Source organism: Allobosea spartocytisi (genome assembly GCF_014764685.1).
Lineage (GTDB): Bacteria > Pseudomonadota > Alphaproteobacteria > Rhizobiales > Beijerinckiaceae > Allobosea > Allobosea spartocytisi.
In genome coordinates this window covers 33,155-52,837 of record NZ_JACXWY010000014.1, presented here as the reverse complement: position 1 = coordinate 52,837, position 19,683 = coordinate 33,155, and the positions used below count along the sequence as shown (strand labels likewise).

The following is a 19,683-nucleotide window of genomic DNA, read 5'->3' as shown; positions in this document are numbered from 1 at the left end:
TGATAGGCGAAAGCCTCGTTCCCGTCATCAGCAGGCCGGCTCTGCGCCGGAGATTGTCACGATGCCCGCCGCCCGATCGAATCCGCCTCCGGATGCTTCGCCTCGCCTCGCGATGAACGAAGTCCTGACCATCGATCGCCTCGGCCAGAAGGGCGATGGCATCGTGCAGGCGCCCGCCGGCAGCATCTTCGTTCCCTATGCGCTGCCGGGCGAGACCGTGCGCGCCGTGGTCGATGGCGATCGCGGCCAGCTCGTCGAGATCATCGCGCCCTCCGAATCCCGCATCGCGGCGATCTGCCCGCTCTTTACCCGTTGCGGCGGCTGTGCTGCGCAGCACATGGCACCCGGTCTCTATCGCGAATGGAAGCGCCAGCAGGTCGTGACCACGCTGAGCCGCGCCGGCATCGAGGCGCCCGTGGCCGATCTCGTCGACGCCCATGGCGCCGGGCGTCGCCGCGTCACCTTCCATGCCCGCCGCCAGGGCGAGGCGATGGTCGTCGGCTTCATGGCGGCGCGCAGCCACGATCTGGTTCCCGTCGAGGCCTGCCCGGTGTTGGCGCCGGGCCTCGACCGGGCACCAGCCGCCGCTCAGATGTTGGCGAACCGGATGGGCGGGGCGAACAAGCCGCTCGACATCCAGATCACCGCCTCCGAAGCGGGGCTCGACGTCGATATGCGCGGCCACGGACCGCTCGGCGACAAGCTCAGGCTTGCCTTGACCCAACTGGCCGAGCGGCTCGACCTCGCCCGGCTCTCCAACCATGGCGAGATCGTCGTCGAGCGCCGTCCGCCCTTGCAGCATATGGGCAAGGCGCTCGTCGCCCCGCCGCCCGGCGGCTTCCTGCAGGCGACGGTGCTGGGGGAGGAGACGCTGGCGAATCTCGTCACGGCGGCTCTGCCCAAGGGCAAGCGCGCCGCCGATCTCTTCGCCGGCTGCGGCCCCTTCAGCTTCCGCATCGCCGAGCGCATGCAGGTTCTCGCCGTCGAGAGCGACAAGGCCGCGATGCTGGCGCTGGCGAAAGGTTTTGGCGCGACGCCGGGGCTCAAAGCCATCGCGACCGAGACGCGCGACCTCTTCCGCCGCCCGCTGCTGGAGCATGAGCTCAACGGTTTCGACGTCGTCGTGCTCGACCCGCCGCGTGCCGGCGCCGAGGCCCAGGCGAAGCGGCTGGCGGCCTCGAAGGTCAGGGACGTGATCTACGTCTCCTGCGATGCCGGCAGTTTCGCGCGCGACGCTGCGACGCTGGTTGCGGGCGGATATGCGCTGGAAGGCGTGACGCCGGTCGATCAGTTCCGCTATTCCGCCCATGTCGAGCTCGTCGGCGTGTTCCGGCGCGGCAGGAAGGGCTAGGACTTCAGGATGAGCGCAATTCTCGATCGCATGGCCGGCATCGTCGGCGCGAAGAACATCGTCACCGATGCCGACGCCATGGTGCCCTATCTCAAGGAATGGCGCGATCTCTTCCGCGGCAAGGCGCAAGGCATCGTCCGCCCCGGCTCGACGGCCGAGGTCGCCGAACTGGTGAAGCTCGCAGCCGAAACCGGCACGACATTGGTGCCGCAAGGTGGCAATACCGGTCTCGTCGGCGGCCAGATCCCGATCGCCGAGGGCAGGGAGATCATCCTCTCGCTGCAGCGTCTCGACAAGGTCCGCGCGGTCGATACCGATGGCGACACCATGATCGTCGAAGCCGGCGTCACGCTGAAGCGGGCGCAGGATGCGGCGGAAGCGGCCGGACGCCTCTTCCCGCTCTCGCTGGCCTCGGAAGGCTCCTGCACCATCGGCGGCAACCTCTCGACCAATGCCGGCGGCACCGCCGTGCTGGCCTATGGCAATGCCCGCGAGCTCTGTCTCGGCCTGGAAGTCGTGCTGCCCGACGGCCGCATCTGGAACGGCCTGCGCCAGCTCCGCAAGGACAATACCGGCTACGATTTGAAGGACCTCTTCATCGGCGCCGAGGGCACGCTCGGCATCATCACGGCGGCCGTGCTGAAGCTCTTCCCGCTGCCGGCGGCGCGGGCCACCGCCTTCCTCGCCGTGCCGGACCCGGAAGCGGCGCTCGCGCTGCTGAATGCCGCCAAGGCCGGCGCCGGCGGCACGCTCACCACCTTCGAACTGATGCCGCGCATCGGCCTCGATTTCGTCCTGCGCCACGCCTCCGGCACGCGCGACCCGCTCTCTGAACCATCGCCCTGGTATGTGCTGATGGAGGTCTCGGCCCAGTCTGCTGCCGGGCTCGACGAGCATGTCGAGGCCTTCCTCGGCGATGCTCTGGAGAAGGGCATCGTCACCGATGCCGCGCTCGCGGGTTCGCTGACCCAGCGCGCCGATTTCTGGAAGCTGCGCGAGATGATGTCGGAGGTGCAGACCTATGAGGGCGGCTCGATCAAACACGACGTTTCCGTGCCGGTCCATGCCCAGCCGGAGTTCCTGAAGCGCGCCATCGCGGTGGTCGAGGCGATGGTGCCGGGCTGCCGGCCGGTGCCCTTCGGCCATCTCGGCGACGGCAACATCCATTTCAACGTCAGTCAGCCGGTCGGCGCCGACAAGGCGGCCTATCTTGCCGGCTGGAGCGAGATGAACGAGGCGGTCCACGCCATCGTCACGGAGCTGCACGGCTCGATCTCGGCCGAGCACGGCATCGGCCGCCTGAAGCGGGACCTGCTGCCGGGCGTGAAGGACCCGGTCGAGCTCGACCTGATGCGCGCGATCAAGCAGACGCTCGATCCCAGGGGCGTGCTCAATCCGGGCGCGATGCTGGCCGCGAAGTAAGCTGCGGTCGAGAGTGACGCACCTGCCTGCATGGCTGCCTAAAAAACTGGCAGGACGGCCTTCCCGCCTGATTGACCGCTTTCGGGCCCCTCTCTAGCCTTTGAAGCACAATCAAAAATCGGGGGTCGGCTCAGATGATCGGCGTGGTGCGTGGGGTTTCGAAGAATGCGGCGGCGAAGGGCAGGGGGATGACCCGCCGCGCGCTGGCCGCAGCCGCTGCCGGCTGTGCCCTGGCGCTCGCCTCGGCAGCGCCCGCCATCGCCCAGACGCCGGTCAAGTTCACGCTCGACTGGGTCTTCCAGGGGCCGACCTCGCCCTTCCTCGTCGCACTCGACAAGGGCTACTACAAGGCCGAGGGGCTCGACGTGACCATGGATCCCGGCCAGGGCTCGGCCGGCGCCGTCCAGAGGGTCGCGACCGGCGCCTACGATATCGGCTTCGCCGATGTGAACTCGCTGATCGAATACAACGCCAAGAACGCCGGCAAGGAAATTCTCTGCGTCTTCATGGCCTATGACTTTCCGCCCTTCGGCGTGCACGCGCTGAAGAAGAGCGGGATCACGAAACCCGCCGATCTCGCCGGCAAGAAGCTCGGCGCCCCGGTCTTCGACGCCTCCTTCCGCCTGTTTCCGGCCTTCGCCAAGAAGGTCGGCATCGACGCGGCAAGCGTCCAGCACGTCAATCTGACGCCGCAGCTGCGCGAGCAGTCGCTGGTGCAGGGCACGGTCGACTTCATCTCCGGCCATTATTTCTCGTCGATCCTCGACCTGAAGGCGCGCGGCGTGAAGGCCGAGGATGTCGTCTCGTTCAACTACTCCGACTACAAGATGGATGTGTACGGCAACGGCATCATCGTCTCGCCGGCGCTGGCCGCGAAGCCGGAGGTCGTGACCGGCTTCCTGCGCGCCACCGCCAAGGCCTGGAAGGAGGTCGCCGCCAATCCGGCGCTCGGCATCGCCGCCGCCAAGAAGCGCGACCCGCTGATCGACGAGAAGCTTGAGGCCGAGCGCCTCGACATGTCGCTCAAGATGAACGTGCTGACCCCTTACGTGAAGGAGAACGGCATGGGCGATGTCGACCCGGCGCGCTTCGCCCGCTCGGTCAAGGACGTGGCCGAAGCCTTCGGCCTGCCCGCGGCGCCGGAACCGGACAAGGTCTTCACGGCTAAGTTCCTGCCGCCGAAGGCCGAGCGGATGGTCGCGCCTTGATTCCTGAAGGGTGCCGAAGAGAGCGATGAGCGGAATGACGAATGCGGGGAACCCTTCTCCCGTGTGGGAGAAGGGCAGGGATGAGGGCCCGCCTTTCCCGCAGAAGGCGCAGCCGCTCCTTGTCGTATCGACGATGACCCAGTCCCTCACCCCTGCCCCTCTCCCATCCGGGAGAGGGGTTCCCCACGCCTGCCGGTGATGACGCTGCCTATGCTTGACAGTTCGGAACCGCCCCTCGTCGAACTGCGACAGGTCAGCCTCGCCTATGGCAGCGGCCCCGCGCGCATGCTGGCGCTGGAGGATGCGACGTTGTCCATCGCCAAGGGCGAGTTCATTGCCGTGGTCGGCCCTTCCGGCTGCGGCAAGTCGACCCTGATGAAGCTCGTCACCGGCCTGCTGCCGCCGAGCGGCGGCGAGGTTCGCGTGCACGGGCAGGTGGTGAAGGGGCCGATCCGCGGCGTCGGCATGGCCTTCCAGGCGCCGACGCTGATGCCCTGGCGCACCACGCTCGACAACATCCTGCTGCCGCTGGAGGTGGTCGAGCCGCATAAGCGCCGCTTCCGCGCCAACAAGGCCGAATACGTCGCGCGGGTCGAGGCGCTGCTGGCTTCTGTGGGCTTGGGCGGTTTCGGCCAGAAATATCCCTGGCAGTTGTCCGGCGGCATGCAGCAGCGCTCGAGTCTCTGCCGCGCGCTCGTCCACGAGCCGGATATCCTGATGCTCGACGAGCCTTTCGGTGCGCTCGACGCCTTTACCCGCGAAGAGCTCTGGAGCGTGATGCAGAAGCTCTGGATGGAGCGCCGCTTCACCGCGGTGCTCGTCACGCACGATCTGCGCGAGGCGGTCTATCTCGCCGACACCGTCTATGTGATGAGCCGGCGTCCCGGTAAAATCGTCAAGATCCGCAAGATCGAATTGCCGCGTCCGCGCACGCTGGAGACGACCTTCACGGTGGAGTTCGTCGACATCGTCCACGAACTGCGCGAGCGCATCCACATGGAGCATGCGTGATGCGGCCCCCGGCGGGACAAAGACCATGACGGAGAGACAGAAACGTCTTTTGCTCGTCGCCATGCCCTGGCTCGCCATGGCGGGGCTGCTGCTGCTCTGGGAGCTGGCCTGCATCGTCTTCGACGTGCCGGAAATCCTGGCCCCGCGTCCGAGCCGGATCTTCGAGACGATGGTCCAGCGTTGGGACATCCTGCTGCGCTTCTGCCTGGAGACGCTCTGGACCACGATCATCGGCTTCGCGCTGGCGATCGGCTTCGGCCTGCTGCTCGGCCTCGCCATTGGCGCATCGCCCTTCATCAATGCCGGGCTCTACCCGCTGCTGATCGCCTTCAACGCGATCCCGAAGGTCGCGATCGTGCCGATCCTGATGATCTGGGTCGGCGTCGGCGCCTTGCCGGCGGTGATCACCGCCTTCGTCATCTCCTTCTTCCCCATCGTCGTGAACGTCGCCACGGGGCTTGCCACCATCGAGCCCGAGATGCGCGACGTGATGCGCTCGCTCGGCGCGAGCCAATGGGAGATCCTGACCAAAGTCGGCGTGCCCCGCGCGATGCCCTATCTCTTCGCCAGCCTCAAGGTGGCGGTGACGCTCGCCTTCGTCGGCTCGGTGCTGTCGGAGACGGTGGGCGGCAATCGCGGCATCGGCTTCCTGATGTTGTCCGCCGGCGCGCGCAACGACGCGCCGACGACCTTCGCCGGCCTGTTCTCCATCGCCATCATGGGCATGGCGCTCTACGCGCTCTGCGCCCTGGTCGAGCGGCGGATGACCCGCTGGGCGTTTCGCGCCGAGATCGTGAGTTAAAACGGGCAGTTTGCCCTGAGAGCCACGCCGTCATCCCGGACAAGCGGCGTAGCCGCGACGCTCCGGGATCCATCTTAGAGCGTAGCGGTCTCCGATGGATCCCGGCTCAAGCCCGGGATGACGTCTGAACTCGCCGGGAGCTTCCAGGCGCCTACGGTGTCGCGACGTAGCCGTCGCGGCGCGGATCGGCGGCGCCGGTGAACACGCCGGTCGCCGGATCGACCGCGACCGCCTGCATGCCGCCGCAGCGCATCGTCCAGCCGACATCGAACGCCTTCGCATCATGGCCGCGCCGGACGAGTTCGGCGATGGTCTCCGGCGCGATCCGGTTCTCGATCTCGACGAGGCGTCCATCCCAGAGCCGGGCGCGCGGCGCCTCGATCGCCTCCTGCAGCGGTAGCCCGAAGACGAGATGCTGCACCATGGCCTGCGCCTGCGTCTGCATGATGCCGTAGCTGCCGGGCGTGCCGAGTGCGAGCACCGGCTTGCCGTCGCGCGTCGAGATCGAGGGCGACATGCACATGGCCAGCGCATCGCCGGGCTTGGCCCGGTTCGGGCTGCCGGTCTGCACATCCGCCCAGTACAGGAAATTGTTGAGGCAAAGCCCCGTGCCGGGCACCACGACGCCGCTGCCGAACGGGCTGCCGAGGCTCTGCGTGATGCAGATCAGGTTGCCCTCGTTGTCGGCGATCGAGAAGGAGGTGGTATGCGCCGGATCCTCTTTCTCCTGCGGCGTCCATTGCTCGGTCGGTCCCGTCACCGGCTTGCCGTCGGTGAGGCGCTGGCGCAAACGCGCGACGGAAGCCTCGGACAGGATTTCGGCGAGCGTCTCCGGGCTTGGATTGTTGTGGGCGATGCGCTCGCCCGCCGCGAGGCGGATCGCGCGATAGACGAGGTCGAGATGGTCCGCGCCGTCCCTGGGAAGCGAGGCGAGATCGAGACCTTCGAGCAGGCGCAGCGTCAGCAGGAACTGGAAGCCTTCGCAGGGCGGCGGCGGCACATGCACCGACAGCCCTTTGAAGCTCGCGGCCAGCGGCTCGCGCCACACCGTCTTCACCGCCGCAAGGTCGGCCATCGTCATCGAGCCGCCGAGCCCCTGCAGATGGGCCACGATCGTCTCGCCGAGCGTGCCGCGGTAGAAGTGATCCGGTCCCTTTTCCGCGATCTCGCTCAGCGTCCGGGCGAGATCGGATTGGACCAGCAGCGAGCCGAGATGCAGGGCGCCATCGGGCTGGTAGTTCTTCGACCAGGCCGGATAAAGCGCCGGGTATGTCTTCAGAAGCGGGTCGTTCTCCTCGAACTCCGCCGCGCCGAATTCGGCGAGAGCGAAACCGTCCCGGGCGAGCGCGATCGCCGGTGCGAAGATCTCCGGCAGCGATTTGCGGCCATAGGTCTTCACCAGCTCGCACCAGCCGGCGAGGTTGCCGGGCGCGGCGACCGAGAGGGCGCCGCGTTCGAGATCGGAGCGCTTGCTGAAGCGCTCGACCGGGAAGCTCGCCGGGATCGGCGGCACGAAATCGAGCACCCGCACCCGCTGCTCGGCTGCGACCCACAGCGTCGCGAAGCCCATGCCGGCGAGGCAGGACATGAAGGGTTCGACGACATTGAGCGCCGCGGCTGTGGCTGCGGCGGCGTCGAAGGCGTTGCCGCCCTGGGCCAGCAGCCGGGCCCCGGCCTGGGCTGCGAGCGGATGTGCGGCGGCGACCATGCCGTGGCGGGAGGTCATGGTGGGGCGGCGGCCGTGCATCTGCGCGTTCTCCTCATCGTGCTTTTGCACGATCAGAGCATGATTCCGCCGCTAGAACAGGCTGCCTTGCCCATCATCGACGGGACGCCGGGTCGCTTTGCGCGCATGGCTCGCCGGCTCGGCCGCGGGAGGCTCCGGCACCGTCTCCGCCATTGGCGCCTGCACTTCCGGCCCGTCATGCGCCACCTTGTTGACGGCGGGTCCGATCGCGACCGGCTCCAGCAGAGCGTCCGGTGGCGGCTTGAGCAGGCGATCGATCTGCTGCGGCGCGGCGCCCGGATCGAGCCAGGCATCGTAATCGGCCGGGTCGAGGATGACCGGGCAACGGTGGTGGATCGCGGCCATGGTGCCGTTGGCCGGGCCGGTCATCATCGCGACGGTGTCGATCTCCGAACCATCAGGCGAATGCCAGGTTTCCCAGAGCGCCGCGAAGGCGAAGAAGCCGCGATCCGGCCGGCGGAACAGGAAGGCGTCGGCGCGCGCCTGCCGCCCCGTTCCGGAGCGGCGCCACTCGTAGAAGCCGTCCGCCGGCAGCAGGCAGCGCCGCCGCGTCAGTGCGTGGCGGAAGGAGGGCTTCTCGGCCGCGCTCTCCATGCGGATATTGATGACGAGGGGGAAATCCTTGGGGTCCTTGACCCAGCCGGGAATGAAGCCCCAGCGCATCAGCAGGAACTGCCGCGCCCCGTCATGAAGTCTGACGATCGGCACGGGCTGCGTGGGCGCGATGTTGTAGCGCGGCGGAAAATTCGGCTGCTCGCGATAGCCGAAGCTCGCGCGCATCGCCTCGGGGGGCAGGGTGATCGCATAGCGTCCGCACATGGCGCCTGTTTAGCGCGATAGCGGCAGAGCAAAGCAACACTTTGTTGGGGTTTGGCCCACCATAGTCGCGGCGAGTTGGGGCTCAGGATGACCGTCTCCGCGACGCAATTGCAGGCCGGCGAGGCGGCTGATCGGATGGACGGGCTCCGCGCCCCCCGTCTCTCGACCGATTTCCTCAACCGCTACAGCGAAGCGTTGATGCTGATCGAGATGGCGGAGAGCGACGACAGCGTCATCGAAGACCTGCAATCCTGGCGAAACCTCTGCTATCGTGGGCATTTCGAGATATCGGCCCTGCGCTGCGCTGGCGAGGCGCTGGTCGCCTATGACCGGCTTGACCCGGCGCGGCGCAAGAGCTTCGAGGAGGTCTGCCGTTCCATGGCCCGCCTCGTCGCGACGGTGACCGCGCTCCTCGTCGAGAAACCGCGCCCTGCCGAATTGCCGACGATCATCGAGGTGGCGAGCGAGGCCTTGCGCAGGCTCATCACGCGCTCCACCCAGTTCATCAACGCCAACGGCACGATCGACATCGCGACCTTCGACGATGCCAGCCTGCAAGGCGAGATCGACGCACTGCTGGCGCGCTGATCAGGCGCTTTGTCTCAGCATCAGATCTCTCCGAAAAGTGGATTCCACTTTTCGGTCCGATGCTAGCGCTGCGCGCCGACGAGGAATTCGCGATTGCCGTCGCCCCCCTCGATCGGAGAGAGGATCGGCCCAGAAACGGTGAAGCCCAGCTCGCCCAGCAATCCGACGATCTCGTCGCAGACCTGAAGCTGGATCGCCTCGTCCCGGACGATGCCCTTCTTCAGCGCCGCCCGCCCGGCCTCGAATTGCGGCTTGATCAGCGCCGCGATGCCGGCGGCAGGCGCGAGCAGCGCCGCGACCGCCGGCAGGACCAGCTTGAGCGAGATGAAGCTGACATCGATCGCCGCGAGGCTCGGCCGCTCGGGCAGTGCCTCGACATCCAGCGTGCGGATATCCTGCCCTTCGAAGCTGGTGACGCGCGGGTCTGACCGCAGCGAAGCATGGAGCTGGTCACGCCCGACATCGACGGCGACGACATGGCGTGCACCGCGTTTCAGCAGCAGGTCGGTGAAGCCGCCGGTGGACGAGCCGACATCGAGGCAGACCAGACCCTGTGGATCGAAGCCGAAGGCATCGAGCGCGCCCGCCAGTTTCAGCCCGCCGCGCGAGACGTAAGGATGCGGCGCCTGCGCGGTCAGCACCGCATCAGCGGCCACCATCTCGGAGGCCTTGCGCACGGGGGTGCCATTGGCGGTGACCAGCCCGGCCGCGATCGCGGCCTGCGCCCGCGCCCGGCTCTCGAAGAAGCCGCGCTCGACGAGCAACTGATCGGCCCGGCTCTTCATGGCAGGGATGTCAGGCCAGTTTCACCGCGCTCGGCGTGCCCAGCGCAGCCTCGACGGCCTTGACGATGCCGGCGGCATCGAGCCCGGCAGCGGCATACATGGCGTCCGGCTTGTCATGGTCCTGGAAGACGTCGGGCAGCGTCAGGCTCCGGATCTTCAGGCCGGCATCGAGCGCGCCGTTCTGCGCCAGCAGATGCAGGACATGGCTGCCGAAGCCGCCGACCGAGCCTTCCTCGACCGTGACGAGAACCTCGTGCTCGCGGGCGAGCTTGAGGATCAGCGCTTCATCGAGCGGTTTCGCGAAGCGGGCATCGGCGACCGTGGTCGACAGGCCGCGCTGTGCCAGCAGTTCGGCGGCCTTGAGACATTCGCCGAGGCGCGTGCCGAGCGAAAGCAGCGCGATCCGCGTGCCCTCGCGGACGATGCGGCCCTTGCCGATTTCGAGGGGCAAGCCGACATCCGGGATCTCGACGCCGATGCCTTCGCCGCGCGGATAGCGGAAGGCGATCGGCCCTTCGTCATAGGCGGCGGCGGTCGCGACCATATGGGTGAGCTCCGCCTCGTCGGCGGCCGCCATCACCACCATGTCCGGCAGGCAGGCGAGATAGGCGATGTCGAAGGAGCCGGCATGGGTCGCGCCATCGGCGCCGACGAGTCCGGCGCGGTCGAGTGCGAAGCGCACGGGCAGCTTCTGGATCGCCACGTCATGCACGATCTGGTCATAGGCGCGCTGCATGAAGGTCGAGTAGATCGCGACGAACGGCTTGTAGCCCTCGGTTGCCAGGCCGGCCGCGAAGGTCACCGCATGCTGCTCGGCGATGCCGACATCGAAGGTGCGGCCCGGAAATTCCTTGCCGAAGGCGTCGAGCCCGGTGCCTGACGGCATGGCGGCGGTGACGGCGACGACCTTCTCGTCCTCCCGCGCCTGCTTGATCAGGGCCTGGGCGAAGACGTTCGTGTAGCTCGGCGCATTGGCCGGCGCCTTGGCCTGCAGGCCGGTGACGGGGTCGAATTTGACGACGGCGTGGTACTTGTCGGGCGTTGCCTCGGCCGGGGCGTAGCCCTTGCCCTTCTGCGTCACGACATGGACGAGGATCGGCCCGTTGCCGGCGTCGCGGACATTGCGCAGCACCGGCAGCAGATGGTCGAGATTATGCCCGTCGATCGGACCGACATAGTAGAAGCCGAGCTCCTCGAACATCGTCCCGCCGGTCCAGAAGCCGCGGGCATATTCCTCGGTGCGCCTCGCCTTGTCGTGGAAGAAGCGCGGCAGCCGCTCGGCGAGCTGCTTGGCGACCTCGCGCAGCGAGCGATAGGTACGGCCTGAAACCAGCCGCGCCAGATAGGCCGACATCGCGCCGACCGGCGGGGCGATCGACATGTCGTTGTCGTTGAGGATGACGATGAGCCGCGAATCGAGCGCGCCGGCATTGTTCATGGCTTCATAGGCCATGCCGGCCGACATCGCGCCGTCGCCGATCACGGCGATGACGTTGTTCTTGCGGCCGGCGAGATCGCGCCCGACCGCCATGCCGAGCCCGGCCGAGATCGAGGTCGAGGAATGCGCGGCGCCGAAGGGGTCGTACTCGCTCTCAGCGCGCTTGGTGAAGCCCGAGAGCCCGCCGCCCTGGCGCAGCGTGCGGATGCGGTCGCGCCGCCCGGTCAGGATCTTGTGCGGATAGGCCTGGTGCCCGACATCCCAGATCAGCCTGTCGCGCGGCGTGTCGAAGACATGATGCAGCGCCACCGTCAGCTCGACCACGCCGAGCCCGGCGCCGAGATGGCCGCCGGTGACGGAGACGGCGTCGATCGTTTCCAGCCGGAGCTCATCGGCGAGCTGGCGCAGTTGCGTGTCGTCGAGCCTGCGCAAATCGGCCGGGGCTTGGATCGTGTCGAGGAGCGGCGTGACAGGACGGGGCACGAGGCAATGTGATCCTTCGGTGAGATCACCTGAAATAGAGGTTGCGTGGCGCGCTGGCAAACCAGAGGTGGGGGGCGGCCCGCGCATGGCAAGCGCCGACTCATCCCACGAAACGGGTGGCTCCCGCGCCAGCAACGCCGTTTAGTGCCCTCAAGACCGCTTTCGAGGACACCGGGCGATGGAAACGACCGATACCGCGCCGCTGCCGATGGCATTCCGCCGCATCGGCTGGTCCAATCTCTCCGCCCAGTTCTCGGAGCAGATTGCGCTGGCTGCCGCGCCCTTGGCCGCGGTGCTGCTGCTCTCGGCCGGGCCGGCCGAGACCGGCTGGCTGCAGACGGCGCAGACCCTGCCTTTCCTCCTTTTGTCCATCCCGGCGGGCCTGATGGTGGACCGTGCCTCGCGGCGCCGACTCATGGTCGGCACGGAAGCGCTGCGGGCCCTGTCGCTGCTGGCGATCCCGCTGCTGCTGGCCGCAGGCAGCCTCAACCTGACCTGGCTTGCCGTGCTCGGCGCGCTCGGCGCCATCGGCACGGTCTGCTACAGCGTGGCGGCACCGGCCTTCGTTCCCTCCGTGGTGCCGCGCGCGCGGCTTGCGGATGCCAATCGCTGGCTGGAGCTGGCGCGCAGCGTCGCCTATGCCGGCGGGCCGGCTCTCGGTGGGGCGCTCGTCGGCTGGATCGGCGTCTCGACGGCCTATGGCCTGGCCGCCGCACTTTCCATCCTGGCCGTGCTCCTGCTCGCCGGCCTGCCCAAGGATGAACCGCCCTCCGGTCAACGGCGCCATCTGCTGCATGATCTGGGGGAGGGCGCCCGTTTCGCGGTTGGCCACGACCTGCTCAGGCCGATCCTGCTGACGGCGGTCTTCTTCAACATCTCCTGGTTCGTCTTCCAGGCGGTCTATGTCGCCTATGCGATCCAGAACCTCGGCCTGAGCGCGACCCAGGTCGGCGTCACGCTCGGCATCTACGGCGCGGGAATGATCGTCGGCGCTGCTCTCGCGCCCGCCATAGCCCGGCGCGTCTCTTTCGGGACGTTGATCCTGCTCGGGCCCTTCGCCGGGCTTTGCGCGGCCAGCGTGATGCTCGCGACGCTCTGGTTCCCGTCTGTCCAGCTGGTCGGAGCGAGCTTCTTCCTGTTCGGTGTCGGGCCGATCATCTGGACGATCTCCACGATGACCTTGAGGCAGGCCGTCACGCCCAATGCGATGCTCGGCCGCGTCTCGGCCTTGATCATGACGGCGACCTTCGGCGCCCGTCCACTGGGCGCCGCGATCGGAGCCTCCGTGGCGGCGCATTTCGGCATCGCCGCCTGCCTGGGTCTCGCAACCGCGGGCTTTCTGGTTCAGCTGCTCGTCATCGCCTTTTCGCAGGTGCCGAGATTGCGGGACCTGTCCGAGATCGCCTGACGGGTTGTGGCTGCTGGGAGGGAAGGTGTCATCCCTCCGGCAGCGGAATGAACTCCTTGTCGTCGCCCGGTACGGTGTCGAAGCGGCCGGTCTTCCATTCCTGCTTGGCCTGCTCGATGCGCTCCTGCGAGGAGGAGACGAAATTCCACCAGATATGGCGCGGGCCATCCATCGGCTCGCCGCCGACGATCATCACGCGGCTTTGATCGACGGCGAGGATCGAGATGCGGTCGCCGGGCTTGAAGACCAGGAGCTGGCCGGCGCCGAACTCGTCCCCGGCGATGTCGACCTTGCCCGAGACGATGTAGATCGCGCGCTCGTCATAGTCCGGGTCGAGCGGCAGGATCGCGCCGGGCGAGAGCACCGCCTCGGCATAGAGCGCCTCCCAGGGGAATTTCACCGGCGAGCTCTGGCCATAGGCCGAGCCCATGATCAGGCTGATGCGCTTGCCGCCTTCGACGATGCGCGGCAGCATTGGCGCGCCGTGATGCACGAATTCCGGCGCGACCTCCTCATGCGATTTCGGCAGGGCGAGCCAGGCCTGGATGCCGTAGAGCTTGGGGCCGCTGGCGCGTGCCTCCATGCCAGTGCGTTCCGAATGCACGATGCCGCGCCCGGCCGTCATCAGATTAACCGCCCCCGGCTTGATGGCGAGTGCGGTGCCGAGCGAGTCGCGATGCATGATCTCGCCGTCGAAGAGATAGGTCACGGTCGAGAGCCCGATATGCGGATGCGGGCGCACATCGAGCCCTTCGCCGAGATGGAACTCGGCCGGTCCCATCTGGTCGAAGAAGATGAAGGGGCCGACCATGCGCTGGCCGATCGCCGGGAGCGCCCGGCGCACCTGGAAGCCGCCGAGGTCATGGGAGCGGGGCACGATCACCTTCTCGATCGCCTCGCAGGAGCGGGCATCGCCCAGGACGGGATCTTCGGCTGGCAGTTGCGACATGGCGGCCTCCTGTGTCGGCGAGAGCCTACCCCGATCGCGCTGGCGGGCAAGGCTGTTCAGGCGGCCGCCGCTGCCGGTGCCGGCGCGGCCAGGCGCCGCAGCCGCGAGGCGTAGTAGTCGCCTGCGGCCTTCAGGGCTTCATCGTCGGCGCGACGGGCGTCGTAAACGAGAAAGGGCTCGGCCCAGGCGAGACCGCAGCGATGCGCCGTCGCCCGCAGCGGGAGCAGGAGTTCCGTCAGCGGGAAGAGATTGACGCCTTGCGGTGCATAGGCCGTCTCGACATTGCCCGCCGTCGCCGCGACCAGCAGCGGCCTGCCGACGAGTTTGGCGCCTTCCGTCTCATAGTCGAGGTAGAACATCCGCGTGAGTACGACATCCTGCCAGGCCTTGAGCAGCGGCGGTGTCGAATACCACTGGACCGGAAACTGCAGCACGATGCGATCCGCCGCGACGAGCCGGGCGGCCTCGGCATCGGCATCGATCTGCCCGTCCGGATAGAGCGCATGGAGATCGGCGATCTCGGTATCAGGCAGATGCTGCGCTGCCTCGACGAGCGCCCTGTTGGCACGCGAAACCGAGAAATGCGGGTGGAACAGCAGGATCAGGGTCTTGGTCATGGCATCCTCCTTCGGAATGAGCAGAGGATGGCTGCGTCGATAAAATTACTCCAATGGATGATCGATATACCGTATCATCGATTTCATGAATTTAAGGTCGGTCGATCTGAACCTGTTGGTGGTGCTCGACGCCCTGCTCGACGAGGCGCATGTCTCGCGTGCGGCGGATCGCATCGGCCTGTCGCAACCGGCGATGTCGAGCGCGCTGGACCGCTGCCGCCAGCTCTTTGGCGACCGGCTGCTGGAGCGCGGTCCCGGGGGAATGGTCCTGACGCCAAAGGCCCATGCGCTGGCCGGGCCGGTGAAGGACATTCTGGCGAGCACGAAATCCCTGCTCGACCGGAACGAGCCGGATCTCATGGCGATCCGGCAGACCGTGCGGGTCGTGACGGCCGATTATCCGGCCGTGGCCATCGCCCCCGAATTGCATCGCCGCCTGGCGCGGACGGCGCCGGGCATCACGGTCGTCCTCATGCCCTGGCATGGCGCAGCCGCCGCGCTTGAAGGCCTTGGGCGCGGAACCATCGATCTGGCGATCTCGGTCTTCCCGGTCGTCGAGGCCGATTTCACCCGCCGCGAATTGCTTCGGGAGAGCTATCTCGTCGTGATGCGCCGCGGTCATCCGGCGGCGGCCGGCTTCGATCTCGAGGGCTGGCTCGCCCATCCGCATGTTCTGGTTTCGGGGCGCGGCGACACGAAGGGGCCTCTCGACGAAGCCCTGGCGCGGATCGGGCGCGAGCGCCATGTCGGCATGGTCGTGCCGAACTTCACGATGGTGCTGCCTTTGGTGGCCGGCTCCGACATGATCGGGCTGTTGCCGAGCCGCTGCCTGCAGGATGGCGACGACGCGTTCGTCACTTTCCCGCCGCCGCTTGCCGTGGAAGGCTTCCCGCTGCACAGCGCCTGGCACAAGCGCCGCGCCGGCGATCCAGCCGTCCAGCACGTCGCAAGGCTGATCGAGGATCTGATCCTCGCGCTGCCGGTCGGAGGCTGAGATTGCCGTCGGCGAGCGGCAGGCCTAGCGCAGGGAGGCGGCTGCGGCGCTCGATTTCAGGCTCATCAGGATCTTCAGGCCGTCCCGATGGCGTTCCTCGCCGGTTTCGCAGGTCTTGCAGATCCCGCCGACATAGAGGCCGCTGACGACCGTCTCGGCGAAAAGGCCGGATTTGTAGTTGTGCCGCGCATCGGTCTCGACGCGGTACCATTCTCGCTCGCCCATCCGCACGATCTCCAGCGGCTTGCGAATCTCGGCGTCCTTGCTGGTCGAGCGCAGCACGGCGCGCAGGCGGGTGTAGCGGTCGAGAGGCGAGGCATAGAGCGCGCGCAGCCTGGCCGCATCGTCGGCGCCCTCGATCTCCTTCGAGCGCATCAGGATGGTGCAGGTTTCCTGCGTCTTCCTGCAGGCCTCGCTGTCGCAGACGAGCTGCACGCGGCGAAGTCCGGTTTGCGAGACCTCGCCTTCCGGCGACCCGTCAACGTGCCAGCCCTCGGGGAGGTCGACCGAAAGCCCGTGCGGCATCACGATGGTCTCGGCGTGAGAGGTGGCGGCCGCGACGGACAAGGCCAGCGCCGCCAGCGCTGTTGCAATGGAATTCGCGAGCGGCTTCGTCACGTGCCTGCCTCCGGCCGATGGCTCCCCCCATCGATGCGATGATCGACGATGCGCTGGAAGATGGCCAGCTTGTCGCCGTCGAGCGCGCGCAAAGGCAGGATCAGCGGCTCGCCTTCCCGCCGCAGCAGGATGAGATGGTCGCCCTGGCGTTCGATCCGCTCGAACCCCTTCCAGTCGAAGCCGTTGCAAAAGCCGTCCTGCCAGGTTTCGAGGCCGTCGTCGTAGAGCCGCACCTCGTGCTCATAGGCTTGCACGCGCTTCTGCATCTGCCGGGCGAGCTGGCGCGCATGCCGGCGTCTCATCCAGGGATGGAGCAGGATGACGGCCGTCATGACCGCCCAGAGACCGAGCACCCATTTCCAGAAGGTGCTCGCGAACATCTCGACGAACAAGGGAAAGGCATAGCGGAAGGGCACCCTCTCGGGATCGAGAAGCCAGAGGACGCCGAAGAGCAGCGGGGGGATCAGTGCCGCGACAAGGAAGGCGAGGATAAAGCCGCGCCTGCGCCGCCGCCGCGTCCCCGGGCGCTCCATCTGCCAGCCGAGCGCGACCGCGCGATCATCCTCGGTCAGCTCGAAACGCGCGGTCAGCAGGGGCGCGCGCCCCGGCGGCGTTTCCAGCTCCGGAAAGGCGCGGGCCGCTCCCGCGCCATCGACATGACAGGAGGCGGCCCATGCTCCGATCTGCGCGACCTGCTCCCCGGATAGCGCGCTGCGGGGCAGGGCGAAGACATCCTCGATGTCCTTCAACCGGATGAAGAGATGGGTGGAGCTTTCGGAGATGCCGCCGATGCGGCGGCAGGCGAGCGCGCTCCCGCGGCCGGGCAGGGTCACGGCGATGCCGCCGGGCTCGAAGCGATAGGTAGTGCCAATGGGGCGGTCGAGCCGTTCGTCGCGATACCAGCGCTTCAGCCGGCTGCGAACGAGCGCCGGCTGGACGAGGTAGTAGGCCAGCATGGGCCCCGCGACGACGAGGATCGGCAGGCCGCCGAGACCGAGCAGGTCCGCGCCGAAACGCGACAGGAAAGCGCGGGCGCCCAAATGGCCGCTTTCCTGCCAGGAGGCGTAGTAGGCCATCGCCAGAAGCGCGATAACCACCCAGATCAGCAGATGGAGCTGGCGCCGTCGTGCCACCGCGAACAGATCGGCATAAGCGAAGAGCGCGGCCGCGACCCGGTCTTCGAGGCGGACCGGAGCCTCGATCGTGAAAGCCTCGGGAGGATCGGTTGCGTCAGCGCGGCGGATCGTCGGCGTCGTGCGCATCCTGCCGGTCGCCTCCGCCCTCTCAGTTCTCGACGTCGAGCGGCGTCGTGCCCGTGGGCTTGCCGTCTGCACCGAGGGTGATGCGCTCGATGCGGGCTTCCGCCTGCTTCAGCAGCGCGTCGCAGCGCGCCTTCAGTGCCTCGCCGCGCGTGTAGATCGCGATCGATTCCTCGAGCGGCACGTCGCCGCGCTCGAGCCGCGCGACGATGCCTTCGAGTTCCTTCAGCGCCGCCTCGAAGGGCAGGGCGGCGACGTCGGCATGGGGAGTGCCTTGGGTCTTGTCTTCGCTCACGGGCCTGATTCCTGTTTGAGGCAAGCTTATCGGTCGGACGGCGCCCCGTCGCAACCCGCGAGCCGGAATTAGATCCGCCGGGCTCAGACCGGCAGGGCAGAGGTCTTCTTGATCGTCCGTAGCGTCAGTGTCGACTGCACGCGCGTCACGCCAGGCAATTGCGTGATGATGTCGGTGTGGATGCGCTCGAAATCGGCGCTGTCGCGATAGATCACGCGCATCAGATAATCATGCGCCCCGGCGAGCAGGTGGCATTCGAGGATCTCGGGCAGGTTCTGCACGGCCTGCTCGAAGCTCTCCAGCGAGGCCCGGCCCTGCTGGTCGAGCGTGACGAAGACGAAGGCCGTGCCCGGAAAGCCGGCGATCTTGTCGTCGAGCATCATCGCATAGCCACGGATCAACCCGCTTTCCTCGAGCTGCCGCACGCGCCTGAGGCAGGCGGAGGGCGACAGGTGCACCTTCTCGGCCAGGTCCGAATTGGTGATGCGTCCGTCCTGCTGCAGGATTCGCAGGATCGTGCGGTCGCGCGAGTCGAGTTCGATCGTCATGGTGCCGGAATTGCCTCCCGCGCGATCAATCGTCGCAAATTTTGCCGGATGCAAGCAATCTTCTGCCTCGCTCGTCGAGGAGCCCGGTACGATCCGCGACGATCCTCCGGAAGGCCGCATGAAGCTGCCGTTGCGGCATCCTGGCTCAAGCCAGCGGGAAGACGAAGGGCTGCCCCTCGAAGGCGTCGGCTCCGCGGCCGATCCGCTCGATGGCGCGGATCATCCGGCCGCCCCGTCCGAGGCTGGCGTCGGCGAGTGCGACGAGGCGGGCATTGGGCGTTGCCGAGGGCGAGGCGGCGCGCAAGGCCTCCGCCGCTTCCGCCTCGTCCCGCTCAGGCGCGAGCGCGCAGGCGGTGATGTAGGCGGCCGCGGTCGAGCGGCTGATCCCGGCCCAGCAATGGATCACCAGCGGCGCGGCGCGGTCCCAGTCCCTGACGAAGGCGATGAGCCGCGCGATATGCTCCTGCCCCGCCAGCACATGCCCCTCCATCGGCTGGCTGATGTCGGACATGCCGAGGAAGAGATGGCGGCTCTCCGCGATGCCGGCGGGCCGCTCGACCTTGGTGTCGGTATTGATCAGCGTGACGAGATGGCTGGCGCCGCAGGCCGCGACCGTGACGTCGAGCTTCGACAGGGGCGAGACGTGAAGGGTGGGCAAGCCGGCGACTCCGCTGCCGCTCTCTGGCGGGTTCGAACCAGACGATAGCATGATCGACAGCGATGCCGCCCGTATGACATGGGGCTCGCAGCGACCGGTCCACAATCGGAAGGCCGACATGAATCTCTGGTTCCGCCTGATCTGGCTCCTCGCCACCTTTCGGATGCGCCCGCGCCTGAAGATGCCGGGCGGAGCCTCTCTCCTGCCGTTCCGCGTCTGGTTCCACGATCTCGACACCAGCCTGCACATGAACAACGGCCGCTACTGGACGCTGATGGATCTCGGGCGGACCGACCTCGTGCTGCGCAGCAGCCTGTGGCGCGCGATCCTGCGGCACCGCTGGGTTCCGGTGGTCAATGCCGGGACGATTCGCTTCAGGCGCGAGATGCGGCTCTTTCGTTCCTTCAATCTCGAGACGCGCATCCTGTGCTGGAGCGAGAACTGGCTGGTGATGCAGCACCGCATGCTGATGCAGGGCCGCGACGGGGGTGAGATCGTCGCTGCCGTCGCGCTGGTGCGGGCGGCGATCTACGACCGGCGGGCGAGGGCCTATGTGCCCGTCGAGCGGCTTCTCGCGGAGATCGGCATCACCGCGCAAAGCCCGGCGCCGAGCCCCGAGGTCGCGGCCTTCCTGGCATCGGAAGAGGTGCTGCGCGGCGCCGGCGCAAGCGAGCGCTGAGGGC

The 19,683-nt window shown here is 67.6% G+C and carries 20 protein-coding genes; 9 read left to right on the top strand and 11 right to left on the bottom strand.

Annotated features, from left to right (window positions below; genetic code table 11):
- Window positions 1-61 precede the first annotated feature (61 nt).
- From IED13_RS19750 to IED13_RS19730, 5 genes are all read left to right on the top strand, one after another.
- Window positions 62-1,351: a class I SAM-dependent RNA methyltransferase gene (locus IED13_RS19750; protein WP_318652292.1), complete on the top strand. Its 1,290-nt coding sequence runs from the start codon at window positions 62-64 to the stop codon at window positions 1,349-1,351.
- Window positions 1,352-1,360: 9 nt separating this feature from the next.
- A complete protein-coding gene (locus IED13_RS19745; protein ID WP_191125196.1) occupies window positions 1,361-2,773 on the top strand; it encodes an FAD-binding oxidoreductase in 1,413 nt (470 codons plus the stop codon).
- A 188-nt stretch (window positions 2,774-2,961) separates the two neighbouring features.
- Complete coding sequence (locus IED13_RS19740; RefSeq protein WP_191125195.1) at window positions 2,962-3,981, top strand: ABC transporter substrate-binding protein; 1,020 nt, start codon at window positions 2,962-2,964, stop codon at window positions 3,979-3,981.
- A 210-nt stretch (window positions 3,982-4,191) separates the two neighbouring features.
- Entirely contained in the window at window positions 4,192-4,992 is an 801-nt protein-coding gene (locus tag IED13_RS19735) for an ABC transporter ATP-binding protein (protein WP_191125194.1), read from the top strand.
- 25 nt (window positions 4,993-5,017) lie between these two features.
- Window positions 5,018-5,794: an ABC transporter permease gene (locus tag IED13_RS19730; RefSeq protein ID WP_191125193.1), complete on the top strand. Its 777-nt coding sequence runs from the start codon at window positions 5,018-5,020 to the stop codon at window positions 5,792-5,794.
- A gap of 151 nt (window positions 5,795-5,945) precedes the next feature.
- On the opposite strand, the gene IED13_RS19725 is transcribed toward IED13_RS19730, so the two are convergent.
- Window positions 5,946-7,541, bottom strand: coding sequence for a gamma-glutamyltransferase family protein (locus tag IED13_RS19725; RefSeq protein ID WP_191125192.1), 1,596 nt, complete (start codon window positions 7,539-7,541; stop codon window positions 5,946-5,948).
- 51 nt (window positions 7,542-7,592) lie between these two features.
- Window positions 7,593-8,360 (bottom strand): SOS response-associated peptidase, encoded by a 768-nt coding sequence (locus IED13_RS19720; protein WP_142020214.1) that lies wholly within the window; start codon window positions 8,358-8,360, stop codon window positions 7,593-7,595.
- An 87-nt stretch (window positions 8,361-8,447) separates the two neighbouring features.
- Between IED13_RS19720 and IED13_RS19715 the strand changes: the two genes are divergently transcribed.
- Window positions 8,448-8,948, top strand: a complete 501-nt coding sequence (locus IED13_RS19715; protein ID WP_112763334.1) for a hypothetical protein — start codon at window positions 8,448-8,450, stop codon at window positions 8,946-8,948.
- 62 nt (window positions 8,949-9,010) lie between these two features.
- On the opposite strand, the gene IED13_RS19710 is transcribed toward IED13_RS19715, so the two are convergent.
- Together IED13_RS19710 and dxs are read right to left on the bottom strand one after the other, a co-directional pair.
- Entirely contained in the window at window positions 9,011-9,742 is a 732-nt protein-coding gene (locus tag IED13_RS19710; protein ID WP_191125237.1) for a TlyA family RNA methyltransferase, read from the bottom strand.
- A 1-nt stretch (window position 9,743) separates the two neighbouring features.
- Window positions 9,744-11,654 (bottom strand): 1-deoxy-D-xylulose-5-phosphate synthase, encoded by a 1,911-nt coding sequence (gene dxs, locus IED13_RS19705; protein ID WP_191125191.1) that lies wholly within the window; start codon window positions 11,652-11,654, stop codon window positions 9,744-9,746.
- A 178-nt stretch (window positions 11,655-11,832) separates the two neighbouring features.
- On the opposite strand from dxs, the gene IED13_RS19700 reads away from it, so the two are divergent.
- Window positions 11,833-13,062 carry an MFS transporter gene (locus tag IED13_RS19700; protein ID WP_191125190.1) on the top strand — a complete coding sequence of 410 codons (1,230 nt, stop codon included), beginning with the start codon at window positions 11,833-11,835 and terminating at the stop codon, window positions 13,060-13,062.
- Window positions 13,063-13,090: 28 nt separating this feature from the next.
- Here the strand turns inward: IED13_RS19700 and IED13_RS19695 are convergent, their stop codons facing one another.
- Together IED13_RS19695 and IED13_RS19690 are read right to left on the bottom strand one after the other, a co-directional pair.
- Window positions 13,091-14,011, bottom strand: coding sequence for a pirin family protein (locus tag IED13_RS19695; RefSeq protein ID WP_112763338.1), 921 nt, complete (start codon window positions 14,009-14,011; stop codon window positions 13,091-13,093).
- A 56-nt stretch (window positions 14,012-14,067) separates the two neighbouring features.
- Window positions 14,068-14,628, bottom strand: a complete 561-nt coding sequence (locus tag IED13_RS19690) for an NAD(P)H-dependent oxidoreductase (RefSeq protein ID WP_142020219.1) — start codon at window positions 14,626-14,628, stop codon at window positions 14,068-14,070.
- 85 nt (window positions 14,629-14,713) lie between these two features.
- Here IED13_RS19690 and IED13_RS19685 point away from each other — a divergent pair, with 85 nt between their 5' ends.
- Entirely contained in the window at window positions 14,714-15,622 is a 909-nt protein-coding gene (locus tag IED13_RS19685; RefSeq protein WP_191125189.1) for a LysR family transcriptional regulator, read from the top strand.
- Window positions 15,623-15,646: 24 nt separating this feature from the next.
- Here the strand turns inward: IED13_RS19685 and IED13_RS19680 are convergent, their stop codons facing one another.
- From IED13_RS19680 to IED13_RS19660, 5 genes are all read right to left on the bottom strand, one after another.
- Window positions 15,647-16,240, bottom strand: a complete 594-nt coding sequence (locus IED13_RS19680; RefSeq protein WP_210323689.1) for a hypothetical protein — start codon at window positions 16,238-16,240, stop codon at window positions 15,647-15,649.
- A complete protein-coding gene (locus tag IED13_RS19675; protein WP_191125188.1) occupies window positions 16,237-17,502 on the bottom strand; it encodes a YcxB family protein in 1,266 nt (421 codons plus the stop codon). The genes IED13_RS19680 and IED13_RS19675 overlap by 4 nt, the downstream gene beginning before the upstream one ends.
- Window positions 17,503-17,524: 22 nt before the next feature.
- The gene (locus IED13_RS19670) at window positions 17,525-17,794 is read right to left on the bottom strand and encodes an exodeoxyribonuclease VII small subunit (protein ID WP_038361192.1); all 270 of its coding nucleotides are present in this window, start codon (window positions 17,792-17,794) and stop codon (window positions 17,525-17,527) included.
- An 83-nt stretch (window positions 17,795-17,877) separates the two neighbouring features.
- On the bottom strand, window positions 17,878-18,342 hold the full coding sequence (locus IED13_RS19665) for an Lrp/AsnC family transcriptional regulator (protein WP_185747783.1): 465 nt from the start codon (window positions 18,340-18,342) through the stop codon (window positions 17,878-17,880).
- 145 nt (window positions 18,343-18,487) lie between these two features.
- Window positions 18,488-19,000 carry a tyrosine phosphatase family protein gene (locus tag IED13_RS19660; RefSeq protein WP_113253390.1) on the bottom strand — a complete coding sequence of 171 codons (513 nt, stop codon included), beginning with the start codon at window positions 18,998-19,000 and terminating at the stop codon, window positions 18,488-18,490.
- Window positions 19,001-19,118: 118 nt separating this feature from the next.
- Between IED13_RS19660 and IED13_RS19655 the strand changes: the two genes are divergently transcribed.
- Complete coding sequence (locus IED13_RS19655; protein WP_191125187.1) at window positions 19,119-19,679, top strand: thioesterase family protein; 561 nt, start codon at window positions 19,119-19,121, stop codon at window positions 19,677-19,679.
- Window positions 19,680-19,683 lie beyond the last annotated feature (4 nt).